This window comes from Microbacterium sp. 01T413_2 (assembly GCF_056398985.1).
This window is the reverse complement of sequence record NZ_JBFTQL010000016.1, coordinates 73,198-79,521: the sequence shown is the minus strand read 5'-3', so window position 1 is coordinate 79,521 and position 6,324 is coordinate 73,198. Positions and strand designations below refer to the sequence as shown.

The window sequence follows — 6,324 nt, the reverse complement described above, 5'->3', positions numbered from 1 at the left end:
GCCTCGTGAAGCGGATCGCGGAGTCGGCGGACGTCGGAGTGGACGTCGACGCCGTGGCTGCGCGACTCGCGGCGGCGTTTCCGGTTGCGTGAGCCGCGGGGCCTTCGCGGCCGACGGTCAGCGCACGTCGAGAGCGAGGCGCGCGCCGAACAGCATCAGGACTCCGCCGGTGATCCGGTCCATCCAGCGGATCACCCGGGTGGAGCGCAGGCGCGGCGCGAGCTGGTTCGCTCCCAGGATGATCGCGCCCAGCCAGACGGTGCCGAGGACGCAGTGCGCGAGTGCGAGCAGCAGACCCACCAGGAACGGGGACTGCCCCGCCGGAACGAACTGCGGGATGGTCGCCATGTAGAACACCCCGACCTTCGGGTTCGTGATGTTCGTGACGAGCCCGAGCAGGAAGCCGCTCCGCGCGCCCCGGCGCGAAGGGGCCGCGGCCCCCGCCGACGGATCCGCGCCCCGGCGGAACGTCTTGGCGATCATCGTCGCGCCGAGATAGACGAGGTACGCCGCGCCGGCGTACGACAGCACCCGATATCCGACCTCGCTCGTCGCCAGCAGCGCCGCCGCCCCGGTGGCCGCAGCGGCACCCCAGATCAGAGTGCCGACCTGGATCCCGAGCAAGGCGGCGAACCCATAGGGGCGGCCGCGGGTCACCGTGCCCCGGATCACGAGCGCCGTGTCCAGACCGGGGATGATCGTGAGCAGCCCTACGACGAGCGCGAACGAGAGCAGTGCCTGGCCGAGCGTCATACGACGAACGTAGCGGGTACGCGGACCGTCAAGGGCTCCGACCGCACGAAGCGGCCGGAGCCCGAGACGGATCCGTGTCAGCGCCCGGAGCGGCGCTTGTTGAAGACGTCGAACGCGACGGCGGCGAGCAGCACAAGGCCCTTGATGAGCGCCTGGTACTCCGTGCCGACGCCGAGGATCGACATGCCGTTGTTCAGGATGCCGATGATCAGACCGCCGATAATCGCACCGGTGATCTTGCCGATGCCGCCGGTGACGGCCGCGCCGCCGATGAACACGGCCGCGATGGCATCGAGCTCGAACCCGTCGCCGTTGCGGGGGCTCGCGAGGTTCAGCTGCGACGTGAACACGAGGCCCGCCAGCGCGGACAGCACGCCCATGTTGATGAACAGAGTGAACGTCACGCGCGGGGTCTTCACGCCCGACAGGCTCGCCGCGAGCGGGTTGCCGCCGATCGCGTAGATGTGCCGGCCCCAGACGCTGCGGGCCATGATCGCGGAGTAGACCACGGTCAGCACGCCGAGGATCACCAGCGCGATCGGGGTGCCGTTGTAGCTCGCGAGCAGGTAGGCGACGAGCGCGATGAGCAGGCTGGTGAAGGCGAGCTTGGCGATGAACCACCACAGCGGCTCGTCCTCGACCGCGAACTTGCGCCGGGTCATCCGACCGCGGATCCCGAAGCCGATCATCCCGAGCACGACGAGCACCGCGAGGATGATCGTGAGCGGCTCGACGATCGTCTGGCCGCCGCCGAGGTCGGGCAGGAAGCCCGCGCCGATCGCGCGGAAGCCGTCCGGGAACGGCGAGATCGCGGTGTTCTGCAGGGTGATCTCGGTCAGGCCGCGGAACGTGAGCATGCCTGCCAGAGTCACGATGAACGCCGGGATCTTGAAGTACGCGATCCAGAAGCCCTGCCAGGCGCCGATCAGCGCGCCCAGCACCAGGCACAGCACGACGGCGACCGGCCACGGCACGCCCATCTTGGTGATCAGCACGCCGGCGGCGGCGCCGATGAAGGCGACGACGGATCCCACCGACAGATCGATGTGCCCGGCGATGATCACCATCACCATGCCGATCGCGAGGATCAGGATGTAGCTGTTCTGGATGATCAGGTTCGACACATTGATCGGCGCGAGCGTGATGCCGCCCGTGGTGATCTGGAAGAACAGCACGATCACGATCAGCGCGATGAACAGGCCGATCTGCCGCAACTGGCCGGTGAGGAAGTCGAACGCGCTGCGGAACGTACTGGTCTGGGGGGTGATGGATGAGCCGCTCATGCGGAGCCCACCTCCTTCTCCTGGGTCATGAATCGCATGAGGTTCTCCGCCGTGGCCTCGGCCCGCGGCACGTCCGCGGTGATGCGCCCCTCGGCGAGGGTGTAGATGCGGTCGCAGAGACCGATCAGTTCGGGCAGCTCGCTGGAGATGACGATGACGCCTTTGCCCTCGCTCGCGAGCTTGTTGATGATGCCGTAGATCTCGTACTTCGCGCCCACATCGATGCCCCGCGTGGGCTCGTCGAGGATCAGCACGTCGGGAGACGTGTTCATCCATTTCGAGAGCACGACCTTCTGCTGGTTGCCGCCGGAGAGCTTGCCGACGACCGCCTCGACAGAGCTGGTCTTGATGTTCATGCTCTTGCGGTACGACTCCGCGACGATCCGCTCGCGGCTCTCGTTGACCCAGCCGACTTTCGCGATCCGGTCGAGGGCGGCGATCGTGATGTTCCGCTCGACGTCGTCGATGAGGTTCAGCCCGAACCGCTTCCGGTCCTCGGTCGCGTAGGCGAGCCCATGGTCGATCGCGTCCGACACGGTCTTGGTGGAGATCTCGGATCCGCGCTTGTAGACGCGGCCGGAGATGTTCACACCGTAACTGCGGCCGAACACGCTCATCGCGAGCTCGGTGCGTCCGGCCCCCATGATCCCGGCGATGCCGACGATCTCGCCCTCGCGGACGAAGAGGTTCGCTCCGTCGACGACCTTGCGCTCGTGATCCAGCGGGTGGTGCACCGTCCAGTCCTCGATCCGCAGCAGCTCGTCGCCGATCTTGGGGGTGCGGTCGGGGAAACGGCTCGCGAGATCCCGGCCGACCATGCCGCGGATGATCCGGTCCTCGCTCACGTCGTCGGTGCGCATCTCGAGGGTCTCGATGTTGCGCCCGTCGCGGATGACGGTGACCTCGTCGGCGATCGCGCGGATCTCGTTGAGCTTGTGACTGATGATGATCGAGGTGATGCCCTCGTCGCGCAGGTGCGTGATGAGCTCGAGCATGTGCGCCGAGTCGTCGTCGTTGAGCGCGGCGGTCGGCTCGTCCAGGATCAGCAGCCGCACGCTCTTGGAGAGCGCCTTCGCGATCTCGACGAGCTGCTGCTTGCCCACGCCGATGTCGGCGATCTTCGTCGCCGGGTTCTCCTTGAGGCCTACGCTCGCCAGCAGCTTCGCGGCCTCCTGGTTGGTGGTGTTCCAATCGATCCAGCCGCCGGACTGCCGCTCGTTGCCGAGGAAGATGTTCTCCGCGATCGACAGGTACGGGCTCAGCGCCAGCTCCTGATGGATGATCACGACGCCCGCGTGCTCGGATTCGTTGATGCTCTTGAAGGCGACGGGTTCGCCGTCCAGGAGGATCTCGCCGTCGTAGGATCCGTGCGGATAGACGCCTGAGAGCACCTTCATGAGGGTGGACTTGCCGGCCCCGTTCTCACCGCAGATCGCATGGACGTGGCCGCGCTGCACGGTGATCGACACGTCCTGCAGAGCCTTCACGCCCGGGAACGTCTTCGTGATCCCGCGCATCTCGAGGAGGGGGGGGGGGGGGGGGGCGCGCCCGCCGCCACCCCTGTGGAGCCGATGCCTACTTGAGCTGGTCCTCGGTGTAGTAACCCGTGTCGATGACGGCTTCCTTGTAGTTGTCCTTCGTGACCACGATCGGCTCGAACAGGAACGTCGGCACGACCTTGGTCTTGTTGTTGTAGGACTTCGTGTCGTTGACCTCGGGGGTCTTGCCGTTCAGCACGTCATCGGCCATCTTCACGGCCTCGCCCGCGAGCTTGCGGGTGTCCTTGTAGATGGTCGAGTACTGCTGACCCGCGATGATCGACTTCACGGACGGGATCTCCGCGTCCTGACCAGTGATGATCGGGAGCTTGTCGGTCGCGTAGCCGGCGCCGGTGAGGGCGGAGATGATGCCGATGGAGAGGCCGTCGTAGGGCGAGAGCACGCCGTTCACGGTCTGGCCGTTCGAGTAGGTCGAGGCGATGAGATCCTGCATGCGCTTCTTGGCGACGTCGGCCTGCCAGCCCTGCGTCGCGACCTGAGTGAAGCCCGTCTGGCCGCTGCCGACCTTGACGACGCCCTTGTCGAGGTACGGCTTGAGGGTGTCCATCGCGCCGTTGAAGAAGAACGTGGCGTTGTTGTCGTCCGGGCTTCCGGCGAACAGCTCGATGTTGAACGGTCCCGCGGCACCGGTATCCTTGCCGCTCTTGTCCAGCACGCCGAGGCCCTCGAGGAGGCTGGTGGCCTGCTGCACGCCGACCTTGTAGTTGTCGAAGGTCGTGTAGTAGTCGACGTTCTTGTTGCCGTTGATCAGCCGGTCGTAGGCGATGACCTTGACGCCCTTGGACGCGGCCTGGTCGAGCTGGCTGGACAGCGCCGTGCCGTCGACGGAGGCGATGATCAGGACTTTCGCGCCCTTGGTGAGCATGTTGGAGATCTGCTGCACCTGGGTGGGGATGTCGTCGTCCGCGTACTCGAGGTCGACCTTGTAGCCGAGCTTCTCCAGCCCCTCCTTGACGGCGTCGCCGTCGTGGATCCATCGGGTCGACGTCTTCGTCGGCATCGCGACGCCCACGAGTGCGCCCTTGTTGGCGCCGGGCTCCGCGGTGGAGGATCCGCCGCCGCCACGGGTTCCCGCGCACGCGGTCAGGCTGAGGGCGATGGTCGCGGCGGCTGCGACGCCGATGACCAGTCTCTTGAACTTCATGTGATTCCTTTCGTCGAGCGGCCGCCATGGCGCGCTCAGGACAGCAGAGAGCGCGCCGATGGAACGATCGGACCGCCCGGTCGAGACCTGCACCTCGCGAACGAGGGCGTGGGTCGGGGTGACGACCGCATCACTGCGGACGTCGGTTCGTGGTGCTGTTCGCACGGGGCCGGTGGCCGCCGACCTCATGCGCTCGGGACGGCGAGGAGGTTCGGAATCCGACCTCATCGTCGCCGCGGCTGTGACCGATCACACCCGCACGAGTGATCTTCTGGCGAACCGGTCACATTTGTCAAGCCTTTGACCGAAGTCGGCGTGATGCGCCCGCCGATCCAAGGGAACGCGAGGCGCCCCGACCGCCTTCAGAGGGCGCGGGGAGCTGCCGTGGAGGCGCGCACGATCAGGCCCGGGACCAGGGGTTCCTGCACCAGGTCATCGCCGCCCAGCTGAGCCAGCAGCATCCGGATCGTCCTGCGACCGAGTTCGACGAAGTCCTGCCGCACCGTGGTGAGCGGCGGGAAGAAGTGCGCCGCCTCGGGGATGTCGTCGAATCCGACGAGGCTGATGTCCTCCGGCACCCTGACGCCGCGTTCGCGGCAGGCGTGCAGGAAGCCGAGGGCCATCGAGTCGTTCCCGGCGAAGACCGCGGTGAAGTCGGGCATGCGCAGCAGGCTCAGGCCCGCCTCGTAGCCGAACTGCGCGGTCCAGTCCCCCAGCAGCGGGGCGCGCACGCGCAGGTCGCGCGCGTCGAGCTCGCGCAGATAGCCCGCCATGCGCGCCTCGGCCTCGGTCCAGTTCTGCGGGCCGGCGAGGTGGACGATGTACTCGTGCCCGATGTCCGCGAGATGCGCGACAGCGGCCCTCGCGCCCGCGATCTGGTCCATCGCCATCGAGTGGCGCTCGCCGCTCGGGCCAAGGGCCATGATCGGCACGTCCACGCTCATCCCACCGACCTCGCTCAGCACCTCCTGCTGCGGAGCGATGACGATGATCGCCTCGACGGCGTGACTGAGCAGATCGTCGATGCTGGCGCGCACGACCCCGGGCTCGCTGGAGCGCAGATTCGCGATGGAGAGCCGGTAGCCGGCGTCGCGCGCGGCGAACTCGATCGCGGTGATCGCCGTCGCAGGTCCGTACAGCGCACTGTGCGCCGTGAGCACGCCGATCGTGCGGGAGCGGTTGGTCGACAGCGCCCTCGCGACGGGATTCGGCCGGTAGCCGAGCCGGTCGATCACCGATTGCACATGCTCGCGCGTCTTCTCGCGGATCCGGTCACTGCCGTTCAGCACTCGCGACACGGTCTGGTACGAGACGCCGGCCTCGCGGGCGACGTCGCGGATGTTCAGGGCGCGAGGCGGCTCGCTCTCCACAGCCACGCGCACCTCCTTCAGATCGGTCAGACTCATTATGCGCGAGGCGATGACGGTCGGATGCGCGCCTCCCGTGCTGCCGTCTTCGGCACGGGGCGCCGGCGGGCGGTCGGCCGTCTCACCGCGCCAGGCGGTTCACTGGTCGCGTATTGCGGCTTCGCGGTGCGGATGGCCGCAATATGCGACCACCGAACAGCCTCGGCGCCAGGACCTAC

General features: G+C 67.4%; 5 protein-coding genes. All 5 read right to left on the bottom strand.

The window, feature by feature from the left end; all coding sequences use genetic code 11:
* Window positions 1–117: 117 nt before the first annotated feature.
* Complete coding sequence (locus AC1DMN_RS10295; RefSeq protein WP_441976801.1) at window positions 118–753, bottom strand: LysE family translocator; 636 nt, start codon at window positions 751–753, stop codon at window positions 118–120.
* A gap of 77 nt (window positions 754–830) precedes the next feature.
* Window positions 831–2,036 carry a multiple monosaccharide ABC transporter permease gene (mmsB, locus tag AC1DMN_RS10290; RefSeq protein ID WP_477231166.1) on the bottom strand — a complete coding sequence of 402 codons (1,206 nt, stop codon included), beginning with the start codon at window positions 2,034–2,036 and terminating at the stop codon, window positions 831–833.
* Entirely contained in the window at window positions 2,033–3,553 is a 1,521-nt protein-coding gene (gene mmsA / locus AC1DMN_RS10285) for a multiple monosaccharide ABC transporter ATP-binding protein (protein ID WP_477384196.1), read from the bottom strand. Before mmsA ends, mmsB begins: the two co-directional genes overlap by 4 nt.
* A 58-nt stretch (window positions 3,554–3,611) precedes the next feature.
* On the bottom strand, window positions 3,612–4,739 hold the full coding sequence (chvE, locus tag AC1DMN_RS10280) for a multiple monosaccharide ABC transporter substrate-binding protein (protein ID WP_440734117.1): 1,128 nt from the start codon (window positions 4,737–4,739) through the stop codon (window positions 3,612–3,614).
* Between the two features lie 362 nt (window positions 4,740–5,101).
* Entirely contained in the window at window positions 5,102–6,115 is a 1,014-nt protein-coding gene (locus tag AC1DMN_RS10275) for a LacI family DNA-binding transcriptional regulator (protein WP_440734118.1), read from the bottom strand.
* Window positions 6,116–6,324: the final 209 nt, after the last annotated feature.